Genomic DNA, 21831 nt, shown 5'->3' on the forward strand with positions numbered 1-21831 from the left:
CTTAACCAGGTTTAGTATAACTACTAAGCCTTTTTTTGTTGCGTATGCTAAACTTTTAAGTAAATATCTCAAAAGAATCTAAGGCAATAGGGATTAAAAAGGGAGAAGACTAATATGATTTCTTTCTATGATTTAAATGGCTATAAGGTGGATCTTTCCTTTGAAAAAGATAGATTTACAATAAAACCACAGCATGTACTCGTTTTAGCAAAAAAAGAACATAAATGGTTATTAACAAACCATCCTAAAAGAGGAATAGAGTTTCCTGGAGGGAAAAAAGAGGTATATGAAACTATAGAGGAGGCTGCCGTACGAGAAACACGAGAAGAGACGAATGTAGTAGTTTCTAACTTAAAATGGCTTGCAGAATATGTAGTTCATGATGACAGCCCCTTTTGTAAGGCGGTATATATCGCAGAGGTCGAGGATATACATACAGGGTCAACCTTATATGAAACAGATGGAGCAGTCTGGCTTACTCAGGAGGAGCTGGAAGCTTGTTCAAATCTAAGTTTTCATATGAAGGATATAGGTATGATAGCTATTCTTAAAGAGGTGAAGGGTCATGAAGAAAAATGGAACGATCGATAGGATTCGAGTCTATCCATCTCCAAATCCTAATGTTCATTTAAAGGAAATCACTTACTGGTCTTGTGGATTGCGCATAAAAGGCATGCTAGCATTCCCTGTTAAAAAGGGGAATTACGATGGGATGCTTTATTGTAGGGGTGGTATCCAAGGGATAGGCATGGTTCGTCCTGCACGAATAGCCCAATTTGCTTCGCAGGGCCTTGTGGTCTTTGCTCCCTATTATCGAGGAAATCGTGGTGGAGAGGGGCGAGATGAGTTTGGTGGAGAGGATCGATGGGATGCCGTCTATGCAGTGGATGTCTTAAAGCAATTTTGCAATCCTGACAAAATTCATCTATTTGCCTTTTCTAGGGGAGGTATGATGGCATTATGGACAGCAGTCATAAGAGAAGACATAAGTTCTCTTGTTTCCTGGGCAGGAGTAACTGATATTTTTCTTACATATGAGGAAAGACTGGATATGCGGAGAATGATGAAGCGTGTAATTGGTGGCACTCCTTCAAGCCGTGAGGAAGAATATGAGGATAGAAATGTATTAGAGCGAGTAGAAGAAATCAGTGCTCCTATTTTAATAATTCATGGTAGAAAAGACGTCAATGTTTCTATTGAGCATGCAAAAGTATTAGAGCAGGCATTAATAGGGTATAACAAAATTGTAGAGACATGGTATTATCCGGATTACACACATTACTTTCCTTCTAAGGTAAATAGACAAGTAGTGAAAGACGTGTGTATTTGGATGAAAAAACATGGAGGAGGAAAATAATTTGGGTCAGTTAGTTATTCAAGTAGAGTCAATGAGTTTAGAGGAAAAAACGTTATTCCCAATAGATTTAAGCTTTTGGGAAGACTTATGGGATCAGTATACAACACAGTATTCTGAAGTAGTTATACATTGCTGGGCTGAAGAAGAGGATGCAGTCAATGAGCTTTCTGAAAAAAGCTTTGAAGTGATGAATGAGGGATTGATGAAGGTAATTACTGTTAATTTAAACGATGAAAATAGATTGTTTTTCCGGAATTACTCCATTGACCCAGTCGGAGGACTTAAATGGTTCACAATGTTTTTCAATGCAGAGGGCGAAGAAGAGTTAGAAATTGGACATTATGGCTCTGAGATTATTTTTTCTAATGTAGATGAAGAAAAAGCAGAAGAGGTAAAAGGAATCTTCCCCATTTCTACTGACATGGAATATCACGACGACTTTGAGGAGTAATATTCTTTTAAATTTATAGGAGAGGAGGTGATAGACTAGTGTCTATGGCCTCCTTCTTTTATGCGACGATAGCTGGATGATTATTATTTGTTTTCCACATAAGCGTCATTTGTGGAGGAGAAGTGAACTTTACAATTACTATGGTGACTAAGGAAATATATCCTAGCTTCAATAATTGCTTGTCTGTACAAATAAGACGACTTAGCTATTATTATCACTAAGCAAATAAACAAAAAATGGCCGTGAAAAGTTTCACGGCCATTTAAAGTATATAGATTAAGCAGTTGGACCGCCTTTAAGAGATATCTCTTCTGATACGGTACCAAACTTTTTGAAGTTCTCATGGAAAGATTGAGCAAGCTCAGCAGCTTTTTTATCATAAGCAGTTTTGTCTGCCCATGCGTTACGAGGAACTAATACCTCAGAAGGAACTCCATCGATGCTTGTAGGAATATCTAAACCGAATACTGCATCTTTTGTTGTTTCCACTTCGTTTAATTTTCCTTCAATCGCTGCACGGACCATTGTACGAGTGTAAGAAAGCTTCATACGACTTCCAACGCCATATTCTCCACCAGTCCAGCCAGTGTTCACTAGGAATACTTGTGCTCCATGCTCGTCAATTTTCTTACCAAGCATTTCTGCATAAACTGTTGCATGCAATGGAAGGAATGGAGACCCGAAGCATGTTGAGAATGCAGGCTGAGGAGAAGTAACTCCACGTTCTGTACCAGCTAATTTAGACGTAAATCCACTTAAGAAGTGATACATTGCTTGCTCTTTAGTAAGTTTGCTGATAGGAGGTAGCACGCCAAATGCATCTGCAGTTAAGAAGATGATTGTATTTGGATGACCCGCTACAGATGGATCTACAATATTATCGATATATTGAATTGGGTAAGCTGCACGTGTATTTTCTGTTAAAGAGTTATCTGCATAATCTGCAACTCGTGTTGTATGGTCAACAACAACGTTTTCTAAAACAGTACCAAATTTAATAGCATCAAAGATTTGTGGTTCATTTTCTCTTGTTAGGTCGATACATTTTGCGTAGCAGCCACCTTCAATATTAAATACACCGTTATCTGACCAACCATGTTCATCATCACCGATTAGCTTTCTTCCAGCATCAGCAGATAATGTAGTTTTACCTGTACCTGAAAGGCCGAAGAATAATGTTACATCGCCTTTTTCTCCAACGTTAGCAGAGCAGTGCATAGGCAAAATATTTTGTTCTGGCAATAAATAGTTCATAATAGAGAAGATAGATTTTTTCATTTCTCCAGCGTATTCTGTTCCACCAATTAAAACAATACGTTTTTCCATAGATACAATGATAAAAGTCTCTGAATTTGTTCCATCAATAGCAGGATCTGCTTTGAAGTTTGGTGCGCTGATTACAGTAAAGTCTGCTTTATGAGCTACTAATTCTTCTTCAGAAGGACGAATAAATAGTTGGTGAGCAAAAAGATTATGCCAAGCATATTCGTTTATTACTTGAATGCTTAGACGTGAATCCTTATCAGCACCAGCAAATCCTTTGAATACAAATAGTTCATTTTGTTCTTTTAAATAGTTCATAACTTTTGTATATAATGCTTCAAAATGAGAAGATGAGATAGGTTGGTTTACAGAGCCCCAATCGATTTTGTCTTTTGAGATAGGTTCATCAACAATATACTTGTCTTGTGGAGAACGTCCTGTATATTTGCCTGTCTCTGCTTTAACAGCTCCAGTTGAAGTTAGTACTGCTTCTCCTCTAGAAGTAGCTTTTTCCACCAATTGTGGTACTGATAATTGAAGGCTAATGTTGTTACCAGCTAACAATTCGTTCAGTTCGCTCACAGTATCGATTGAATTCATTTAGTATTACCATCCTTTTTTAATTTTTATCTCTTCACGTAAATAGTCAACATAAAGAGGATTTTTCATTGATATGTGAAATAGTATAACACATTACACTAAATAGTCTACACTAATAGAAGCCCATTATTGGAATAATTTTTGTTTTTGAGAAAAAATTACATTTAATCGGTTGACTTATAACATATTTTTACGTATGATGGTGAATTGAACGGATACTCTTATTCCGAGCTGGTGGAGGGGTCAGGCCCTGTGAAACCCGGCAACCTGTAATTGAAAAATCATTACAAAGGTGCCCAACCTGAGACAAGGTGAAATCCCTTGATTGATAAGAGTGAAAGGTGTTTATGATATTAATCCCTTTCCTCATGTAATTACGTGAGTGAAAGGTTTTTTTATTTTACATCGCCCTAAATCCTTGTGTGCCAAGTCCGAAGCAGCTTCAAGTTTACTATTGGCTTGACATGGGAATGAGTACCGTATCAATTCCTGAGAGAAATCTCGCAGGATATAGGAGGGAATCTTTTGACACAACGTCGATTATTTACATCGGAGTCAGTAACAGAAGGGCATCCAGATAAAATTTGTGACCAAATTTCTGATGCTATATTAGATGCAATTTTAACGGAAGACCCTAATGCACGAGTTGCTTGTGAAACAACCGTTACTACAGGTTTAGTGTTAGTTGCAGGAGAAATAACAACTTCTACATATGTAGACATACCTAAAGTTGTACGTTCGACTATCCAAGAAATTGGTTATACACGTGCTAAATACGGCTTTGACTCTGAAACTTCAGCAGTTTTAACTGCGATTGATGAGCAATCCGCTGATATTGCAATGGGTGTAGACCAAGCGCTAGAGGCTAGAGAAGGTGCGATGACTGATTCAGATATCGAGGCTATTGGAGCAGGAGACCAAGGGTTAATGTTTGGTTACGCATGTAATGAAACTCCAGAGCTAATGCCACTACCAATCAGTCTAGCTCACAAACTTGCCCGTCGCTTAGCACAGGTTCGCAAGGATGAAACTTTAGACTACTTACGACCAGACGGTAAAACACAGGTAACAGTTGAATATGATGAAAATAACAACCCTGTTCATATTGATACGATTGTTATTTCTACACAACATCACCCAGAAATAACTTTAGAACAAATCCAAAGAGATTTAAAAGAGCATGTTATAAAACCGGTAGTACCTACTGATTTAATAACAGAGGAAACGAAATACTTTATTAACCCGACGGGACGATTTGTTATTGGTGGTCCTCAAGGTGATGCTGGACTAACTGGACGTAAAATTATTGTTGATACATACGGAGGTTATGCTCGCCATGGAGGAGGAGCTTTCTCTGGTAAAGATCCAACAAAAGTAGACCGTTCTGCAGCTTATGCCGCTCGTTATGTAGCAAAAAATATTGTTGCTGCTGGTCTTGCAGATCGCTGTGAGGTACAACTAGCGTATGCAATCGGTGTAGCACAACCAGTTTCTATCGCAATCGATACATTTGGTACAGGAAAAGTAGCAGAGGCGGATTTAGTATCATATATCCGTGATCTATTTGACCTTCGTCCAGCTGGAATTATTAAAATGCTAGACCTTCGTCGCCCAATTTACAAGCAAACGGCAGCTTACGGACATTTCGGACGTACTGACATCGATGCTCCATGGGAAAAAACCGACAAGGCAGAGCAATTAAAGCAAAAAGCGGGTATTTAAGAAATCAGAGACTTCCTTCTATTGGAATGCCTCGCCTAAAGAAAAAAGGTATTAAGAGGCTAACCTCTTAATACCTTTTGTTTTTTTCAAACAATTATACAGCTTAACGGTAAATAGGCTGACCAAATAAATGGATCTATTTACTCTTAATGGATTATTGTATAAAAATAACCGGAGTCAAATTTATAAAAATTTTAAAATTAGGTGTTTCTTAATTCTAATTTATTCTATTTTAAAATCGACCTTTCTATAAGGGTTTGATGGATTTATAGTACTGTCCTTTTTCAGCATATTCATGAATAATTCGTTGGACATCTTTTTTATCTTCGTCATTCAATTCACGTATAATCTTAGCTGGACTACCGAATGCTAAAGTATTAGGCGGGATTTTTTTCCCTTGAGGGACAAGACTACCAGCTCCAATAAATGCTCCTTCGCCAATTTCTGCACCATCTAAAATAATGGACCCCATGCCTATTAATGCGCCTTTACGTATAGTACAGCTATGTAATGTAACCTGGTGGCCAACAGTTACCTCATCTTCAATTATGAGTGGATTATTTGGGCTTTGATGAAGGCAACTTAAATCTTGAATACTAACTTTGCTTCCTATTATAGTAGGGGCAACGTCCCCTCTTATTACCGTATTAAACCAAATTGTAGTCTCTGGACCGATTGTAACATCACCTGTGATTGTGACATAATCAGCAATATAGGCAGATGCATCAATCGAAGGTTTCTTATCTTTGTATGGATAAATCAAAATAGACACGCTCCTTTGTTTTTCTAGAGTATAATTAATCCTATCAAACAAATCGAAAGAAAGAAATAAATAGAACGTAGAGAGTGTTACAGAAATGAGGTATGTTGAACATGTGGAAGTGGGAGTCAGATGAAAAGGCTAAAGCGGTTGTAATTATTGTTCATAGTGCCTATGAGCATCACAGACGTTATGCTTGGCTAATCGAAAAATTGCGAAGCTCAAATTGCCATATAGTGATGGGAGATTTGCCAGGTCACGGGGAGTTAGTGAGAACCAAGACCATTCACGATGAATCCTTTGATCTTTATAAAGACTACATAAAGCAAGCAGTACAGGTTGCTGTTTCATATGACCTTCCTATTTTTATAGTAGGACATGGACTTGGAGCAACCTTAGTTATGAAGATGTTACATAAGATAGAGGTGGAATATGCTGGTGTTATCTTAACATCTCCGTGGCTTTTGTTAAAAAAACTTCCTTCCAAGTGGACAAAGGCATTAGCTAAAATCTCTGTGCAGCAGAAGATCAATCATGACATTGAACTAAAGGAACTTACTAGAAACTACAGCGCCTATCAAAATCTAGTAAACGATCCGTATTATCGAACGATTATTTCACATGATTGGTATAAAGAGCTTGAAAATGAGATGAAAACTGTAAGCCAATATCCCGAATCTATTCCTAATGTCCCTGTTTTATTAATGACGGGAGAAAGAGATAAGATTACGGACACAGCAGCAGCCAAAGCATGGTTGAAAAAACAGGAGCTGTCGGATTATCAATTCAAGGAATGGAAGAATTGTTTTCATGATCTGTATTTAGAGCCAGAAAGAGAAGAAATTTTTACATATTCTCACTCCTTCATTAATAATGTACTGAGATCTATCGGTTATATCGTTTAAAATGTATCTTTTTTCAAACAAACATATTGAGCAACAATTAATCTTCATTTTTATAAATGGGGATTTTTTGTGTTATAATCATATAATTGAAAATAGAGTAAGAGATTAGGAGAGAGATATGGAAAACCAACATATTATTCGTAATATTATCGTCGAAACACCTTCAAAACCTGGTAACTTTGCTAAGGTAGCGACTGCCATAGGCATGGGAGAAGGAGATATAGGAGATATCACTACTTTAAAGAGTGGTGCATTGACAACTATTCGAGATATATCCGTTACGAGCAAGTCTAAAAAAGACTTCGAGCTAATTATAAAAAACATTGAAGCAATTGGAAATGGTGTGAAAATCCAAGCTATCAGTGATGATGTGTTAAAAGCCCATGAAGGCGGGAAAATTGCAATGAAGAGCAGATATGATGTCCGCTCATTAGGAGATTTGCAAAGAATCTATACACCTGGAGTGGCAAGTGTATGTATGGAAATTGTTAACGAACCAGATAAGGCCCAATATTTTACTTCCATCGGAAACTCCGTTGCTATTGTAACGGATGGTACCGCTATTTTGGGTTTAGGCAACATTGGTTCCGTGGCAGGTATGCCAGTAATGGAAGGGAAATCTGTACTATTAGATCAGTTCGTTGGATTGAGCGGAATACCAATTCTATTAGATACTAGTGATCCCGATGAGATTGTAGAAACTATAAAGCATATTCACCAAGGATTTGGTGCAATTCTATTAGAAGATATCGGTTCACCGCATTGCTTTGAAATAGAAGAAAGACTGAAAGCAGAGCTTCCAATACCTGTTATGCATGACGACCAGCACGGCACAGCTGTAGTGGCTTTAGCGGCTATACTTTCTGCTTGCCGAGCTACTGAGGTAAACATAAAAAATGCGAAAATTGGTCAGATTGGCTTAGGAGCTGCGGGATTAGCTATTTGTCGTATGTTAATGGCTTACGGTGTGGAGGAAGTGTATGGCTTAGACCGTCAGGAAGCGGCTAAAGAGCGTCTTCTTCACTATGGAGGAAAAACGATTGATTCATTAGAAGAGATGATGAAGAATTGTGATATTATCGTTGCTACGACTGGTGTCGAGGGATTGATTAAACCTGAGATGGTGCGAGAAGGTCAAATTATTTTAGCACTTTCCAACCCTAATCCAGAAATCCTTCCATCTATTGCTATCGCAGCGGGAGCAGCCTTTGCAGCAGATGGTCGCTCTGTTAATAATGTAATAGGATTCCCAGGTATTTTTAAGGGTGCTTTAAATGCTGGGGCAAAAGAAATTACGTATCCAATGCTTATTGCAGCAGCTCAGGCAATAGTCGATTATACAAGACCAGGAGAGTTAATACCAAATCCATTAGACCCTGCGGTACATTATATAGTTGCTCGAGCAGTTGAAGAGGCAGTTACTAAAGAAGCTTAATCATCTAGCAAGAGTCAGCATTATTTAATATGATATATACAAGAAAAGAAGATACCGCCTAGGAGGCTGATATCTTCTTTTTTAATGCTTCATTATAATCAGTTGCTTCTATTAAAGCCTTTTCTTCCAATGGAATTCGGACTGACAGCATAGCCAAATTCAACAATGTGAAAGCCAATGCAGTAAAATATGCCTGGAACATTAGAGGCAATAATAATATCTCAGTGCAAACTACGATATAATTCGGATGTCTGAAGTAAAGATATGGTCCTTTCGTAACCACATTTGCCCCAGGAAGAACAATTATTTTTGTATTCCAGAACTTCCCGAGAGAGGTTAAACACCAAACGCGAAGAATTTGAACTAACAAGAATATGAAAAAAAATACAGGAAATAAGGGAGAAGTTGTTCGGTTTAAAAAGACGACCTCCGCAATCAAAAAGAGAAAAAAGCTTATATGTAAGGCTAGCATATAAGGATAGTGAGAGGCTCCTACTTCATATGCACCTTGAGCCAGCATACGTTTCTCGTTCCTCTTAGCAATTACTACTTCCACCAACCTTTGAATAATAACTAGTGCAATGATTATGAAAAACAACATACTAATTCCTCCAATTTAATAGCACTGCTTCGCCACAAAATCCTGGGCCTAAAGCGACTAGCATGCCATAGTTATTAGGAGTATTTTCTTTAAGCATAAATTGCTCTAATACATAGAGAACGGTTGGTGAAGACATATTCCCATGATTTTTTAATACTTCTCTTGAAATAGCTGTTTGGTTTTCAGACAGACTAAGAGAATCCTCATAAGCTTTTAAAACTTTTTTTCCACCTGGATGAGCAACGAAATTAATGATATCCTCACTAGTGAGATTTTCCTCACTCAAGAATTCGTGCATAAATGGACCAAGCCATTTGGAGATAATTGTTGGAATGCTCTTTGAGAATACAACGTGTAAACCGCTGTTTTTTACTTCCCAGCCCATTACATCCTCAGAGTCGGGCATCCATTTGGATGCTGTTTTGATAATATGAGGTACTGGTCTTTTAGTAGCTATATCAACATCGTCTCCGCAAACTAACACACAAGCTGCTCCGTCTGCAAACAAGGAAGCACCGACTAAATTACTCTTTGAATAATCATTTGGTTGGAAGGTGAGGCTACATAGCTCTACACAAACTACTAAAGCCTTGTGAGAAGGATGTGCCTTACAATAATCAAAAGCCCTGCTAATTCCAGCTGCGCCGCCTGCACACCCTAGTCCCCATAATGGAATCCGTTTAAGACGATCTGAGAAGGGAAGATGGTTCATCACACGAGCATCAATACTCGGAGTAGATATACCAGTACTGCTTACAAAAATAATGGCATCGATTTCCTCAGGTGATACTTTATTCTCTAAAAAAGAACTGCTTTGGAGACAGGCTTGGATGACTTCCACACTATATTTGGTAGTAAGATCGATATATGTGGAATTTCTTTCTTCAAATGAATGGGTGGTTTTGTGCCACTCTAAAGGAACACAGAAATTTCGGGTATTAATGTCACCATTTTCAAATACTTTTAGTAATCGTTCGAGCTGTGGGATTTTATCGTGAAAAAGTTCTTTAGTTAATTGTTCTATGTTGGATTGTTCTAGGGTGTATGGAGGTTTGTATGTACTAACAGAAGCAATTTTTGGCATGGTAATCTCCTTTTTAAGTTAGTCTCTCCATCCTTCATCCATATATTCACCTTTCTTTCATTTTTTCAATGGCAATTATAAATGGAGGGTCATTTTCTTGGTTTAGAAATTGGTAGCATAATACATGAATGAAAGATTGAGGAAGTCGTTGAACAAAAGAAATGAGTTCATCTTTTTCTTGTTTACCACCCTCATGCCCATGATAAACTACTAATACTATAAGACCCCCGACCTCCAAAAGGTCTAACAAGGAGGAAATAGCCTTAGTAGTAGAATTCCCTGTAGTTACTACTTCATGGTTGCTTCCGGGCAGGTAGCCTAGATTGAAGACTGCTGCAGAAATTTTATTCTTTACATATTCTCCTACGTGCTCATGACTATCTAAAATAAGAGAAACCCGATCTCTTAGTTCTGCATTGCAGAGTTTCTCAGAGGTCGATTCAATCGCTTCCTTTTGGACATCAAAAGCGAAGACATGACCCTGTGTGCCAACTAAGCTTGCAAGGAATAGTGTGTCATAACCATTCCCTGCAGTTGCGTCTACAACTGTGTCACCTTCTTTTACAATCCCTTGAAGAAGCTCTTTTGCATATGGAAGAATTCTTTTTAACTTCATAATAATTCACCAGTTTTCGTATAAAATTTTCCTTGATAACTTTCTCTTCTAGCTAGCTCAGCATCAATTCCATTTAACACTTCCCATTTGTTGGAACTCCACATAGGACCAATCATTAAATCGATAGGCCCGTCTCCAGTAATACGATGAATTATCATTTCTGGCGGGAGGATTTCTAATTGATCGGCTACTAGCTGGATATATTCATCACGACCCATAAACTCTAGCATCCCTTTTTCATATTGCTTCACCATAGGAGTTCCTTTTAATAGATGAAGAAGGTGAATCTTAATACCTTGGACATCCAGCTTTGCTACCTCTCTAGCTGTTTCCATCATCATATCGCGATTTTCTAATGGTAAGCCGTTTATAATGTGGGTGCATATACGGATCCCGTGTTTTCTTAATTTGGAAACTCCTTCTATATAAGTAGGATAATCATGAGCTCTATTAACTATTTTTGCTGTACTTTCATGGACAGTTTGTAAGCCGAGCTCAACCCACAGATATGTACGTTCATTTAACTCAGCCAAATATTCCACTACATCATCAGGTAAACAGTCTGGTCTAGTGGCGATAGAAATGCCTACTACTCCTTCTAATGCTAATGCGGCTTCAAATTTCTCCTTTAAAACAAGAAGAGGTGCATGCGTATTTGTATAAGCCTGAAAATAAGCGATATATTTTCCTTGCTTCCATTTCTCATGCATCTTATCTCGAATTTTCTCAAATTGCACCGGAATTAGGTCTACCTTATCACCAGCAAAATCCCCACTGCCTGCAACACTGCAAAATGTGCATCCTCCGTATGCTACTGTGCCATCACGATTTGGACAATCAAAGCCTGCATCAAGCGCAACCTTAAAAATCTTCATATCAAAAATGTCTCTCAAATATCGGTTCCACGTATAGTATCTTTTCCCATCTGTAGGGAAAGGGAAGTTATTAGTCATATTCTTCACTCCTTAACAGGATTATTTTATCATGAATATTTGATTTAAAGATGTAATTATCTTGAAGTGGTGACTAAAAACAGCTACAATATTTTGAGTGTCTAAAGAAATGAGGTATTTAAAATGCCAAAAGCAGTATGGCTGTTAATAATAGGAATGTTCATAAATACGACCGGAAATTCATTTTTATGGCCTTTACATACAATTTATATGCATGATTATTTAGGTCAATCGTTGACCACTGCAGGCTTAGTATTGATGCTTAACGCAGGGACAGGAGTAATAGGTAATTTATTGGGTGGGTATTTGTTTGACCGCATAGGAGGCTATAAGTCTATTATTTTTGGTATTCTCCTGTCTATGTTGTCATTAGCAGCGTTGACTGTATGGCATGACTGGCCCGAATATATTTGGCTCGTTGCTATACTAGGATTTAGTGGGGGTATTATCTTTCCTAGTATGTATGCAATGGTAGGAAATGTTTGGCCAGAAGGAGGTAGAAGAGCATTCAATTCTATCTATTTAGCCCAAAATTTAGGAGTGGCAATTGGACCTGCCTTAGCGGGTTGGGTAGCGGATAATAATATCAACAATATTTTTGTAGCAAATTTATTTGCGTATGTTTTCTTTTTAGTGATTGCCGGCGTATTTTATAAAAATATGTCAATCGTTTCTAATCATCAAGCTTCTGTTTTAGGAGAAAAGAAGAAAATAAAAAAAATGGCTCCTATTTATGCAATGATGATTGTCACTTTTGGTTATATGCTTACATGGATCATATATGTACAATGGACATCGACTATTTCAACCTATGTGTTAGATTTAGGTATCACCTTAAGACAATATAGTCTGTTATGGACAGTTAATGGAGCACTAATATTACTTGCTCAGCCACTTATTAAACCGATTATAAATAAATTAGAGCATAAGATTAAAACGCAAATGGTCTTAGGGCTTGTCATATTTATGATTTCTTTTGTAGTGGTAGCATTTGCTGAAAACTATACGATGTTTGTAGTTGCCATGGTCATACTCACTTTTGGTGAAATGTTCGTTTGGCCAGCCGTTCCAACGTTAGCTAGCCAGTTGGCTCCGAAAGGCAAAGAAGGATTCTATCAAGGTATCGTTAATAGTATGGCTACAATTGGACGGATGATTGGACCATTTATAGGAGGGGTTTTAGTAGAGGCATACGGAACTCCGGCGATGATACTAATCTTAGCTAGTCTTATAATCATATCTATAATTACTAGCTTACTTTACGATATACCTTTAAAAAAAGAAGCCGCTTTAAATGAGTAAAAATAAATAGATAATTCCTAAACCTAAGTTCAATATTTTGTTGACTTAGGTTTTTTATTTAAAAAAGAAGGAGATATTTTTGTTCCAATCGACAGTGTGAAAAATGGTCGTAATTGAATAAATTAACTCATCTGTATGAATGTAAAAGGTTATTTAGCTCTCAAGTCGAATAAGTCATTTAAAGAAGAATCTAGAATACGTTTAAAAAGTGAAGGAAGCGGGTCAAACATAGCAATAGATAATAACAAAAGTTTTATTCAATTATTATTAAGGAGGTGCTTGTCAGATCTCTATTATTAATTTTAATATCATTTATAGCTTTTGGATGTTCGTCTGAAATAAAAAGAGGAGGCATAGCATGAAGCAACATAAAATCAGAATTATTCCGTATAACTCCAATTACGCAGAACAAACAGTGAAAATGTGGCGAGATAGTAAGGAACAGGCTATTGGCCAAAAAGAAATTCACGACTTTGAAAATCATGTATATTTTTTAAATAATATATTACCTGAACGGTTTCAAATAGAATTAGCGTTAATTGATGAAGAAGTGGTTGGAATGATTGCATATAATGATAGGGAAATAAACCAATTATATATTCATCTAAAATATCAAGGATTCGGTATAGGGCGGACATTACTAGATAAAGCAAAAGCACAATCTAGTGGGAAATTAATCTTGTACACATTTGAGGTAAATGAAAAGGCACAAAGATTTTATGAAACTAATGGGTTTGAAATCATAAGTAGAGGTCATGAAAACGAAGAAAATTTACCAGATATTCAATATGAATGGATATCTGCAAAATAGGTAACTCTTCCAAGGCATTAACATGAATCAAGATTGAATGTGTTTTTGAGAAAAGCATTGCGATGTTCTATTTTTAACCCACCAGTATAAATTATTACCCTTAAAACATTGAAATTGTTTAGTAAAGGAAGGTGAACCATAAAAAATAGATAATACAGCAATCTAGGAGGTGTTTGGCTTGAAGAATAGACAAGAAACTCCAATGGAAAAAAGAGAAGGGTTAAGGCAACAAGAACTTAATAAAAATCCTGGCGGGGCATTAAGAGATGGATTTAATCGAGGTGAAAATGGAAATTATACTGATATAACAGGTGGTATGGGTTGGAAAGGTACAGTAATATTGATTATTGTTTTAATAGTTGGATTTGTTTTATATAAACTTTTTTAAAAATGATTTTAACTGTGATTCGTTTCGCAGAATTAGAAATTTTTTTAATCCAATACTTGCTGGCTCTTAATCAGGTCTTACTGAACTAAAAAGGTAGGATAGTTCCCAACCTTAAAACAAGCAGAGAATAAAAATGAACATATATAGCCTATTGATACGGAAATTTAACAATATGGTAAAATAACTTAAGTAATAATGAATAGTAAAATAACGAAGAGGGAAGGGGATTGAAAATGGATACAAGATACTCAATTGGAGAATTACAGGTTCCTGAAAAAGTCACATTAGAAAATATTCAAGAATGGCTAAAGAAAATCGAAACTTATACGATTCGTTTAAGAGAAACTGTTGACTCTTTAAGCGATGACGAATTAAGTAAAACATATCGTGATGGTAGTTGGACAGTTCGTCAACTTGTCCATCATATTGCAGATTCTCAGTTGAATATGTATCAACGTTTGAAGCTAGCTTTAACAGACGAGAATCCAACAGTACCAGCTTTTGATCAAGAAAAGTGGGCTATTCAACCGGATACCAAGCTTCCTATAGAAAGTTCTATTAAAATGCTAGAAGGTATAAATGAGCGCATCGTATCTTTAGGATATAGTTTAACTGAAGAGCAATTAGATCGAGCTTTTACTCACCAGGAAAATGGTAAAATTACAGCCGCAACAAAAGTAGCAAAATTAGCTTGGCATGAAGAGCACCACTTAGCCCATATAAAAATCGCATTATCAAAATAATACATTATGTATGGAATTGGCTTATCGAAGTTCGATGGGTCAATTTTTGTTTATATTTTTTCCTAATACACATGTGTAGGGCATAACTTCTTACTTATTATTAAAGGAGCGTCGTATTGAAATGACTATAAATTTAAAAAAGTGTACTATTGAGGATTTACCTGTGCTTCAAAAAATTAGTTATGAAACATTTAATGAGACATTTAAGCATCAAAATTCACCTGAGAATATGAATTCCTATTTAGAAAGAGCATTTAACTTAAAACAATTAGAAAAAGAAATTTTAAATATTTCTTCGCAGTTCTTTTTTGCTTATTCTAACAATGAAATTGCAGGATACTTAAAGATCAATACCAATGATGCTCAGTCTGAAAAAATGGGTGATGAATCACTTGAAATAGAGAGGATTTATATAAAGAACAAATTTCAAAAACATGGAATTGGTAAATATCTCTTTAATAAAGCCATGGACATTGCCGTGGAAAGTAATAAACAGAAAATCTGGTTAGGCGTTTGGGATAAAAATGAAAATGCTATAGCTTTTTATGAGAAAATGGGTTTTTTTCAAACTGGCGCTCACTCCTTTTATATGGGGGACGAAGAACAAATAGACTTTATAATGACTAAAACACTAATATAACTAATTTAAAAAGGAGAATTATTATCTACCATCCTTGCGATTGTTCGGAAGGGGCATTGATAAATAACATCTAAATAATAAATAAAATTAGTTGCAGACTTTGTGTGGAGGGATTAAATTGACAGTAGAAAAAAGTTTAAGGGTTTGTGAAAAAGGACATAAGTTTTACAAAACTAGTGAGTGTCAAAGTTGCCCTACCTGTGATAAGAAGAATAAACCTAAAAGTGGGTTCCTTTCTAAACTCAGTTCACCCGCAAGAAATGCATTAGTTCACGAGGGAATTGACACTTTGCAAGAACTATCAAGCTATACTGAAAAAGAAATTTTAAAAATTCATGGCATTGGACCAGCTTCATTACCTATTATGAGATCTTCATTAAAAGAAGAAGGGTTAACATTTAAAGAATAAAAAAATAAAAATACTTGAAGCTTTTTATTAACCAATGGGTGCCTAAAATGAACAACAGTTAATCAAAGCGACAACATAAACTGTAAAGGAGTGATTGAAGTAGTGATATGGCGAGGAAGTTATGGATTTTAATTAGTATAGTTCTGATGGTAGGCCTCGTGTGGTGGTTAAGAAACCAAGCAATAATACTACCGTCATTTATCATTTACCTGAAGGTTTCAAAGGATGTATTAACATTTATTTCAATCAACCTAATGAGAAAGAGCTGGAAATTAAAGACGATACCTTGCTATTTATAGTACCTGAACATGGAAATATTTTAACTTCATCTCCATCAAAATTTATTATTGATTTGGGTTGGCATAAAGAAAAAGCTTTTTATATAGACAAAGAAGATAAGATAGTAAATGAAATAAATATTATGGATTTCTCTGGCGGAGTACATACTTCGAACGGTAATCCGTTATCTGAGAGGATGTCGCGAACGTTTGATCCAAATCAAGAACATTGTTATTGACGTAATATTTAAATCAATTAACAGCTTTAACATGTATTTTAGTTTAAAATCTAATTTTAATTAGGGTAAACGACAAGAATAAGGAGTCTGGATAAGTATTATGTACAATAATTCATTAAAATTAGCTATAGAAAATGAAAGGTTTGATGAAACAGAAATCATTTTAGAAGAAATTAGCAATAGCAAGGACATTCAAGCAATCCCTCTCCTTATTGAATACTTACGAAGTACAGAAAATGCATTATTAAGAAATTCCATTGCTTTAACTTTAAGTGATACTGGGAATGAAGACGTGGTTCAACCGTTAATAGATGTTATTAATGATCCAAAAACTCTTGGTTATAGAGGAACACTATTATATGCTCTAGAACCATTTGATTGTTCAGCACATATAGAAACTCTAGTTTATCATTTGATAAATGGAAACTATGAAGTACAAGCGCAAGCATACCAATTGATAAAATCATTTAAAAAGGAAATACCAAATTAAGTTTTATTGGACTGTATTATTAATGTAAGAGAAGAATTAAATGAAATAGAACGAAAAATGGATTTAATGTCAGATACATTAGAAACGTTGTGTGCTTTTAAAAAAACTAAGTTACCATATTGAAGTTCTATTTTTTAAGTCCACAATACCAAGTAGACAATCACTTAGCATTTCTATATTAATAACGGAAAAACAGGACCATCATTTTTCGATGGTCTCTTTTTACATTCAAAATACGGCAATCCCTGTCGTAATGTTGCATTTAACGTAACGCAGCATAGTTAACCAAGTAATAGGAAAGATCAATAAGAATCCATTCGTAATTTCGTTTGGACTTGAGAAAAAATGAAATGTGTTACAGTGTGGGCGTAAGGATTTACATCTTCTATAAATTCCTCTGCTTTCGAAAAAGTCTCGAATTGCATCTTAAGCATATAACAAGCATTTCCTGCTATTCGGTAACAAAATTCCACATTTGGAAGACCTTCAATATAGGTTTTAAAAGAATTATAATCTCCATTTTTAACTGTTGCTTCTATAATACATTGGATTGGGAGCCCTAATTTCTCGTAATCGACTTCTAATATATACCTCTTTATAATTCCAAATGACTCCATTTGTTTTACCCGTTCTGTTACAGATGGTGAAGATAAATTGATTCTTCTTCCTAGTTCACTCATCGATAATCGACTATTTTGCCTTAATTCATCTATAATTTTCTTATCAGTTGAATCTATTTTCATTTTTAAAGTAAATTCTCCTTTTACGTTAATTTTTTAAAGTAATATCTTTAAAATGATATCACATTTAATGTAAAGCAATAGAATTATTCGGTATGATAAATACTAAAAGGAGGTAATAATTATGGCAAGAATTAATCAGTCAGATTTCGGGGAGACCCCTTTTCAAAAACTTTTAGGGCATAACAAAGATGTATTGAACGGGTGGAATCAATTAGGCGAAATTTTAGAAAAAGATGGGCATTTATCATCTCAATTAAAAGAACAAGTAAGGAGAACTTTAGCACAAAGTAATGGTTGTGAGTATTGCAAAGCAAAGGGAAAACCTGAACCGCATTTATTTGATGAAAAAACATCCATTGCTGTTGGATTTGTGGAGGTATTTATAAAACAAAAAGAGAATATTTCAGATGCTCAATTTAAAGTTTTGAAAGAAACTCTTTCAGAAGAAGAGATTAGTGAGCTTATTGCGTTTATTACGTTAACTACGGCTTCACAGTATTTTGGTGCCATTATGAAATTAGAAGCGATCAATGAAAAATAACGATTCCAGTTGAATTTAATAGAATAGGCACATAAAATGAAATAAATGATAAATTCAAAATTTTAGGAGGAATTATGTTAGAAAAAGAAAATAAAGCGTTAATAGTGATAGATGTACAAAAAGCTTTTAATGATAAAAAATGGGGAGAGAGAAATAATTTAAATGCAGAAGAAAACATTAGTAGAATTCTAACGTTGTGGAGAGAGAAAGGGTGGCAAGTAGTGCATATTAAACATATGTCGGATAACCCTAGTTCTGTATTTCATCCAATGAATGAGGGATTTGCTATAAAAGAGTTAGTTGAACCCATTGAAGAGGAAGTAATTATAACAAAGAAAGTTAATAGTAGTTTTATTGGTACAAATTTGGAAGAGTTCTTGAAATTAAATCATATAACAACATTAGTAATAACAGGTTTAACTACGCCGCATTGTGTATCTACGACTACAAGAATGAGTGGGAATCTAGGTTTTAATACATACCTTATATCTGATGCGACAGCAGCGTTTGGTATGAAAGACCAAAATGATAATTACTATGATGCCGAGACTATACATAATACTTCACTAGCTACTTTAAATGAAGAGTTCGCTACTATACTTACAACAGAACAACTAATAAATCAATTGCTTTAAATTCTAAGATGTTATCAAACCTTTAACTGATTTTACAGTAATGAAAGGAATACGTTGTCGAATGAAAAAAATAACTAAGATCCTTTATTTTAATATTTCTTTATGTATGCTAGTAGGATGCTCTAACAACACTAATGAAGAATACATAAATGATTCTTCAGAAAAAAATTCTGCTTTAGAATCTACAAAAGAAACGGTAAAAATTAATTCAGACAGTACCAAAAGCAGTAGTGATTCAAATGAAGCATCTAAGGAAGATAAAGAAATACTATCTCATTATTCTAGTGAGCAAATTGAATACGCTCGAGTCTGGCTGAAGCTAGGTGCCAATCAAGAGATAGATGGCTTATATGTTCAACGTATTCCAGCTGGTACTCTAATAAATCCTAATGACGATACAAGTGCTAGCTATCCAGAAGATGTTATCCAGTTAGCAGGTTCTCGTTTAGTAGACGGATCAGTAACCTATAGTGGTAATGGGGATGGGACGATTAATGTTTATAACGTTCCATTACGTTGGGATGGCAGTTACCCTGCCGGTGAAAAATTCTACACCGATATTATTGAAAATACAAAGCTAGTATATGTAGACCCAGGTAACGATGAAAAAATTCTAGCATTAATCAAATTGTTAAAATGATGATCAATAAATTGAAAAAACACCTACAAAATTTTAGAACTTTGTAGGTGTTTGAAAGTTTAGTAATTCAATTTTTTCTTCCAGTTCAAAGAGAATAAACTAGAAGAAATAATTATAACAAAGAGTACGATTACAATAATGAAAACAATATAGTAAGAGCCGGAAGTATCGTAAATATAACTAAATAATGTAGTACCGACAGCTACACCTAAAGTTGAAGCTGACATAATCGTTGTATAAATTGATGCGTAATCGCGTCCCCCGAAAACTTCACGGATTACTACTGGAGGGAGTAAGGTAGACCCCGAGAATCCAATACCAAATAATAATGCACCAGCATAAAGCATAGCAATTCCGAATGAATCCGAAATGAGTAAGGTGACTACACCAATCAAGCCTCCACCGATACCAACGAATAGAGCTACTTTAATACTAAATTTATCATTTATTGCACCAAGTAAGAATTTACCAACTGTTTGACCTATTGTTACACAAGTCACACCTGTCGCTGCCATTGTAGCGGTGAATCCTATTGATTGTACAAAGTTTGGTACGTGAAAGCTAACAGTTGAAGCCAACCCGAAAAGTCCAGTGAAAAGCATAACTAGATAGAATGCTGGAGATTTAAGTGCAGTGCCTTTCAAGACTCCTGTTTCAGGAGATTTTTGGACATTAGAAGTATTATCTTCAACTTTATCTGCACCATAAGCAGTCATATTTAATTGTTCTGGCTTTGAACGAATTATAAAAATTGAAAATGGTAATATTAGTATTGCAACGATAACACCTAAAATAATGTAGGTTGAACGCCAACCAATCGACTCAATTAAAACACCTGTAATTTGTGCAAAAATGGCTCCGCCAATACCCATGAACGCCATAGCTATACCTAAAGAAGTACCGACTTTTGCTTTAAACCAGTTGTTCATAATTAGAGGAATCGATCCATAAATTAAGAATGTGCTGCCGATTCCTAATGCAATCCCCGAAATATAAAATGGAAAAACAGAACTATAAGTACCCATTAATCCAAATGCTAACGCATTAATCATACCAGCAATAGTTAATATATAACGAATATCGAATTTATTTAATACTTTCCCCGCAAATGGAAGTAATATCGTGATTGTTAAATACATTAATGACGTATATAAGCTAATTTCAGAAACCCCAACATTAAAGTCTTCAGCTACTGCACGGTATAGTAAACCAGCACAGCTGACTATAATCCCTACACTTGCAGCATAAATAGCAGCACTTGCTACCATGATCCACCAAGCATAGTGGATTTTACTTTGCTTTTTCATATTTTCACCTCATAAAAATGGAGAAGCAAGCACAGTTGCTCCTCCATATTGTAATTTTTGATCAGTTAAGCTTTTTAATTATCAAAATTATTGAATTGTGAATCCGCCATCGATTGGTACAGCTGCGCCACTCATGAATTTAGCTTCATCTGATGCTAAAAACACAGCTAAATCAGCTACCTGTTCTATTTGTCCAAATGTACGAGTTGGTACTAAATCTTTAGGAATTCCAGCTAAAACATCTTTAACTAAAGGAGTTTCAATTGTACCTGGGCAAATAGCGTTAATTTTAATACCATAGCGCGCATATTCAGAAGATAGGTGTTTTGTATATCCAATTACTCCATGCTTAGTAGCTGTATAAGCCGCTCCGCCCTTACCTGCAACAAGACCTGCTACTGAAGCAATATTAACGATGGAACCAGTACCGCGTTCAATCATACTAGGTAATACAGCATTGGAGAATTCAAATACACTTGTTAAGTTTATATTTAAGAAGAAGTTCCATTGGTCTAAAGAAGTGTCTAAAGAGTTAGCGTATTTGTCGAATACACCTGCATTATTAACTAATACATCAACTGGACCAAATGTTTCTTCTGTAACTTTTACGCAATTTAAAATGTCTTCAGTTTTCATAACGTTAACTGATACAGCAATAGCGTCCCCACCAAAAGCTTTAATCTCTTCCGCCACAGCTTGTGCGCCTTCTAAATTTAGATCAGCTACTACTATTTTTGCACCTTCTTTTGCAAAACGGATAGCTTCCCCTTTTCCCATACCTGATGCTGCTCCTGTAATGATTGCTACTTTGTTATTTAATCTCATATTCGACAACTCCCTCTATATTGTTCAAACAATATCCATACTTATATACGTTTCACAATTTGTACACATATGAGTGACCATGTACATTTTATA

General features: G+C 35.5%; 26 protein-coding genes and 1 riboswitch. Of the genes, 17 read left to right on the forward strand and 9 right to left on the reverse strand.

Annotated features, from left to right (window positions below; all coding sequences use genetic code 11):
- Positions 1–114: 114 nt before the first annotated feature.
- The 3 genes from ACQKNZ_RS07705 to ACQKNZ_RS07715 are packed head-to-tail and all read left to right on the forward strand — an operon-like array spanning position 115 to position 1808.
- Positions 115–591 carry an NUDIX domain-containing protein gene (locus tag ACQKNZ_RS07705; protein WP_427658956.1) on the forward strand — a complete coding sequence of 159 codons (477 nt, stop codon included), beginning with the start codon at positions 115–117 and terminating at the stop codon, positions 589–591.
- Positions 566–1357, forward strand: coding sequence for an alpha/beta hydrolase family protein (locus tag ACQKNZ_RS07710; protein ID WP_427658958.1), 792 nt, complete (start codon positions 566–568; stop codon positions 1355–1357). Before ACQKNZ_RS07705 ends, ACQKNZ_RS07710 begins: the two co-directional genes overlap by 26 nt.
- 1 nt (position 1358) lies before the next feature.
- Positions 1359–1808: a hypothetical protein gene (locus ACQKNZ_RS07715; protein ID WP_427658960.1), complete on the forward strand. Its 450-nt coding sequence runs from the start codon at positions 1359–1361 to the stop codon at positions 1806–1808.
- A gap of 276 nt (positions 1809–2084) precedes the next feature.
- Here ACQKNZ_RS07715 and pckA read toward each other — a convergent pair whose 3' ends face one another.
- Positions 2085–3671, reverse strand: coding sequence for a phosphoenolpyruvate carboxykinase (ATP) (gene pckA, locus ACQKNZ_RS07720; RefSeq protein ID WP_151113395.1), 1587 nt, complete (start codon positions 3669–3671; stop codon positions 2085–2087).
- Between the two features lie 218 nt (positions 3672–3889).
- Positions 3890–4006, forward strand: a riboswitch (SAM riboswitch).
- Between the two features lie 190 nt (positions 4007–4196).
- On the opposite strand from pckA, the gene metK reads away from it, so the two are divergent.
- Positions 4197–5393, forward strand: a complete 1197-nt coding sequence (metK, locus tag ACQKNZ_RS07725) for a methionine adenosyltransferase (protein ID WP_144535161.1) — start codon at positions 4197–4199, stop codon at positions 5391–5393.
- 247 nt (positions 5394–5640) lie between these two features.
- Here metK and ACQKNZ_RS07730 read toward each other — a convergent pair whose 3' ends face one another.
- Entirely contained in the window at positions 5641–6156 is a 516-nt protein-coding gene (locus ACQKNZ_RS07730; RefSeq protein WP_144535163.1) for a gamma carbonic anhydrase family protein, read from the reverse strand.
- A gap of 110 nt (positions 6157–6266) precedes the next feature.
- Here ACQKNZ_RS07730 and ACQKNZ_RS07735 point away from each other — a divergent pair, with 110 nt between their 5' ends.
- Both ACQKNZ_RS07735 and ACQKNZ_RS07740 read left to right on the forward strand, forming a co-directional pair.
- Positions 6267–7058 carry an alpha/beta hydrolase gene (locus ACQKNZ_RS07735; protein ID WP_144535165.1) on the forward strand — a complete coding sequence of 264 codons (792 nt, stop codon included), beginning with the start codon at positions 6267–6269 and terminating at the stop codon, positions 7056–7058.
- 118 nt (positions 7059–7176) lie between these two features.
- The gene (locus ACQKNZ_RS07740) at positions 7177–8493 is read left to right on the forward strand and encodes an NAD-dependent malic enzyme (RefSeq protein WP_154310261.1); all 1317 of its coding nucleotides are present in this window, start codon (positions 7177–7179) and stop codon (positions 8491–8493) included.
- 58 nt (positions 8494–8551) lie between these two features.
- On the opposite strand, the gene ACQKNZ_RS07745 is transcribed toward ACQKNZ_RS07740, so the two are convergent.
- Genes ACQKNZ_RS07745 through ACQKNZ_RS07760 form a run of 4 tightly spaced genes read right to left on the reverse strand, consistent with a single transcriptional unit; the run spans position 8552 to position 11747 of the window.
- A complete protein-coding gene (locus ACQKNZ_RS07745; protein WP_154310263.1) occupies positions 8552–9094 on the reverse strand; it encodes an isoprenylcysteine carboxyl methyltransferase family protein in 543 nt (180 codons plus the stop codon).
- A gap of 1 nt (position 9095) precedes the next feature.
- On the reverse strand, positions 9096–10178 hold the full coding sequence (locus ACQKNZ_RS07750) for a type III polyketide synthase (protein ID WP_427658966.1): 1083 nt from the start codon (positions 10176–10178) through the stop codon (positions 9096–9098).
- Positions 10179–10224: 46 nt separating this feature from the next.
- Complete coding sequence (locus ACQKNZ_RS07755) at positions 10225–10794, reverse strand: class I SAM-dependent methyltransferase (RefSeq protein WP_427658968.1); 570 nt, start codon at positions 10792–10794, stop codon at positions 10225–10227.
- Positions 10791–11747, reverse strand: coding sequence for a TIGR01212 family radical SAM protein (locus tag ACQKNZ_RS07760; RefSeq protein ID WP_427658970.1), 957 nt, complete (start codon positions 11745–11747; stop codon positions 10791–10793). Before ACQKNZ_RS07760 ends, ACQKNZ_RS07755 begins: the two co-directional genes overlap by 4 nt.
- 123 nt (positions 11748–11870) lie before the next feature.
- Here ACQKNZ_RS07760 and ACQKNZ_RS07765 point away from each other — a divergent pair, with 123 nt between their 5' ends.
- From ACQKNZ_RS07765 to ACQKNZ_RS07800, 8 genes are all read left to right on the forward strand, one after another.
- A complete protein-coding gene (locus ACQKNZ_RS07765; RefSeq protein WP_427658972.1) occupies positions 11871–13049 on the forward strand; it encodes an MDR family MFS transporter in 1179 nt (392 codons plus the stop codon).
- A gap of 358 nt (positions 13050–13407) precedes the next feature.
- Entirely contained in the window at positions 13408–13860 is a 453-nt protein-coding gene (locus tag ACQKNZ_RS07770) for a GNAT family N-acetyltransferase (RefSeq protein ID WP_427658974.1), read from the forward strand.
- 178 nt (positions 13861–14038) lie between these two features.
- Positions 14039–14248, forward strand: a complete 210-nt coding sequence (locus ACQKNZ_RS07775; protein ID WP_427658976.1) for a DUF6366 family protein — start codon at positions 14039–14041, stop codon at positions 14246–14248.
- Between the two features lie 233 nt (positions 14249–14481).
- Positions 14482–14991 carry a YfiT family bacillithiol transferase gene (locus ACQKNZ_RS07780; protein ID WP_427658978.1) on the forward strand — a complete coding sequence of 170 codons (510 nt, stop codon included), beginning with the start codon at positions 14482–14484 and terminating at the stop codon, positions 14989–14991.
- Between the two features lie 121 nt (positions 14992–15112).
- Positions 15113–15631: a GNAT family N-acetyltransferase gene (locus ACQKNZ_RS07785; protein ID WP_427658980.1), complete on the forward strand. Its 519-nt coding sequence runs from the start codon at positions 15113–15115 to the stop codon at positions 15629–15631.
- Positions 15632–15749: 118 nt separating this feature from the next.
- Positions 15750–16040, forward strand: coding sequence for an RNA polymerase alpha subunit C-terminal domain-containing protein (locus tag ACQKNZ_RS07790; protein ID WP_427658982.1), 291 nt, complete (start codon positions 15750–15752; stop codon positions 16038–16040).
- 160 nt (positions 16041–16200) lie between these two features.
- A complete protein-coding gene (locus ACQKNZ_RS07795) occupies positions 16201–16557 on the forward strand; it encodes a DUF6843 domain-containing protein (RefSeq protein WP_427658984.1) in 357 nt (118 codons plus the stop codon).
- 100 nt (positions 16558–16657) lie between these two features.
- Positions 16658–17047, forward strand: coding sequence for a HEAT repeat domain-containing protein (locus tag ACQKNZ_RS07800; RefSeq protein WP_427658986.1), 390 nt, complete (start codon positions 16658–16660; stop codon positions 17045–17047).
- 302 nt (positions 17048–17349) lie between these two features.
- Here the strand turns inward: ACQKNZ_RS07800 and ACQKNZ_RS07805 are convergent, their stop codons facing one another.
- Positions 17350–17790, reverse strand: a complete 441-nt coding sequence (locus tag ACQKNZ_RS07805) for an Lrp/AsnC family transcriptional regulator (protein WP_427658988.1) — start codon at positions 17788–17790, stop codon at positions 17350–17352.
- 121 nt (positions 17791–17911) lie between these two features.
- Between ACQKNZ_RS07805 and ACQKNZ_RS07810 the strand changes: the two genes are divergently transcribed.
- The 3 genes from ACQKNZ_RS07810 to ACQKNZ_RS07820 all read left to right on the forward strand — a co-directional run bounded on the left by ACQKNZ_RS07810 (position 17912) and on the right by ACQKNZ_RS07820 (position 19606).
- Entirely contained in the window at positions 17912–18331 is a 420-nt protein-coding gene (locus ACQKNZ_RS07810) for a carboxymuconolactone decarboxylase family protein (RefSeq protein ID WP_427658990.1), read from the forward strand.
- 74 nt (positions 18332–18405) lie between these two features.
- A complete protein-coding gene (locus ACQKNZ_RS07815; RefSeq protein ID WP_427658992.1) occupies positions 18406–18966 on the forward strand; it encodes a cysteine hydrolase family protein in 561 nt (186 codons plus the stop codon).
- Between the two features lie 61 nt (positions 18967–19027).
- Positions 19028–19606: a hypothetical protein gene (locus ACQKNZ_RS07820; protein ID WP_427658994.1), complete on the forward strand. Its 579-nt coding sequence runs from the start codon at positions 19028–19030 to the stop codon at positions 19604–19606.
- A gap of 59 nt (positions 19607–19665) precedes the next feature.
- On the opposite strand, the gene ACQKNZ_RS07825 is transcribed toward ACQKNZ_RS07820, so the two are convergent.
- Both ACQKNZ_RS07825 and ACQKNZ_RS07830 read right to left on the reverse strand, forming a co-directional pair.
- Positions 19666–20913: a CynX/NimT family MFS transporter gene (locus ACQKNZ_RS07825; RefSeq protein WP_427658996.1), complete on the reverse strand. Its 1248-nt coding sequence runs from the start codon at positions 20911–20913 to the stop codon at positions 19666–19668.
- Positions 20914–21000: 87 nt separating this feature from the next.
- Entirely contained in the window at positions 21001–21738 is a 738-nt protein-coding gene (locus tag ACQKNZ_RS07830; protein ID WP_427658998.1) for an SDR family NAD(P)-dependent oxidoreductase, read from the reverse strand.
- Positions 21739–21831 lie beyond the last annotated feature (93 nt).

Source organism: Psychrobacillus sp. NPDC093200 (assembly GCF_050280345.1).
Lineage (GTDB): Bacteria > Bacillota > Bacilli > Bacillales_A > Planococcaceae > Psychrobacillus > Psychrobacillus faecigallinarum.